Origin of the sequence: Microbacterium testaceum StLB037 (assembly GCF_900104345.1) — a bacterium.
Taxonomy (GTDB): domain Bacteria; phylum Actinomycetota; class Actinomycetes; order Actinomycetales; family Microbacteriaceae; genus Microbacterium; species Microbacterium testaceum_A.
This window is the reverse complement of the sequence record NZ_FNJN01000011.1, coordinates 1-1,634: the sequence shown is the minus strand read 5'-3', so window position 1 is coordinate 1,634 and position 1,634 is coordinate 1. Positions and strand designations below refer to the sequence as shown.

The following is a 1,634-nucleotide window of genomic DNA, read 5'->3' as shown; positions in this document are numbered from 1 at the left end:
CAGATGCTCCTTAGAAAGGAGGTGATCCAGCCGCACCTTCCGGTACGGCTACCTTGTTACGACTTAGTCCTAATTACCGATCCCACCTTCGACGGCTCCCTCCACAAGGGTTGGGCCACCGGCTTCAGGTGTTACCGACTTTCATGACTTGACGGGCGGTGTGTACAAGACCCGGGAACGTATTCACCGCAGCGTTGCTGATCTGCGATTACTAGCGACTCCGACTTCATGAGGTCGAGTTGCAGACCTCAATCCGAACTGGGACCGGCTTTTTGGGATTCGCTCCACCTCACGGTATTGCAGCCCTTTGTACCGGCCATTGTAGCATGCGTGAAGCCCAAGACATAAGGGGCATGATGATTTGACGTCATCCCCACCTTCCTCCGAGTTGACCCCGGCAGTATCCCATGAGTTCCCACCATTACGTGCTGGCAACATAGAACGAGGGTTGCGCTCGTTGCGGGACTTAACCCAACATCTCACGACACGAGCTGACGACAACCATGCACCACCTGTTTACGAGTGTCCAAAGAGTTGACCATTTCTGGCCCGTTCTCGTATATGTCAAGCCTTGGTAAGGTTCTTCGCGTTGCATCGAATTAATCCGCATGCTCCGCCGCTTGTGCGGGTCCCCGTCAATTCCTTTGAGTTTTAGCCTTGCGGCCGTACTCCCCAGGCGGGGAACTTAATGCGTTAGCTGCGTCACGGAAACCGTGGAATGGTCCCCACAACTAGTTCCCAACGTTTACGGGGTGGACTACCAGGGTATCTAAGCCTGTTTGCTCCCCACCCTTTCGCTCCTCAGCGTCAGTTACGGCCCAGAGATCTGCCTTCGCCATCGGTGTTCCTCCTGATATCTGCGCATTCCACCGCTACACCAGGAATTCCAATCTCCCCTACCGCACTCTAGTCTGCCCGTACCCACTGCAGGCCCGAGGTTGAGCCTCGGGATTTCACAGCAGACGCGACAAACCGCCTACGAGCTCTTTACGCCCAATAATTCCGGATAACGCTTGCGCCCTACGTATTACCGCGGCTGCTGGCACGTAGTTAGCCGGCGCTTTTTCTGCAGGTACCGTCACTTTCGCTTCTTCCCTGCTAAAAGAGGTTTACAACCCGAAGGCCGTCATCCCTCACGCGGCGTTGCTGCATCAGGCTTTCGCCCATTGTGCAATATTCCCCACTGCTGCCTCCCGTAGGAGTCTGGGCCGTGTCTCAGTCCCAGTGTGGCCGGTCACCCTCTCAGGCCGGCTACCCGTCGACGCCTTGGTGAGCCATTACCTCACCAACAAGCTGATAGGCCGCGAGCCCATCCCAGACCGAAAAATCTTTCCAAACACGACCATGCGATCACGTCTCATATCCAGTATTAGACGCCGTTTCCAGCGCTTATCCCAGAGTCCAGGGCAGGTTGCTCACGTGTTACTCACCCGTTCGCCACTGATCCACCAAGCAAGCTTGGCTTCACCGTTCGACTTGCATGTGTTAAGCACGCCGCCAGCGTTCATCCTGAGCCAGGATCAAACTCTCCGTAAAAAAGAAATGCATACAACCACCGGGAAAACGGGGCCGCAGCGAGTTTGAAACTGACCAAAGAAAAACATCATTACTGACGAATTTCACGCCAACCCCCG

1 rRNA gene is annotated in these 1,634 nt (G+C 55.3%); it reads right to left on the bottom strand.

Features of this window, described 5'->3' with window-relative positions:
- Window positions 1-14 precede the first annotated feature (14 nt).
- A 16S ribosomal RNA gene (locus BLS25_RS16410) occupies window positions 15-1,536 on the bottom strand.
- Window positions 1,537-1,634 lie beyond the last annotated feature (98 nt).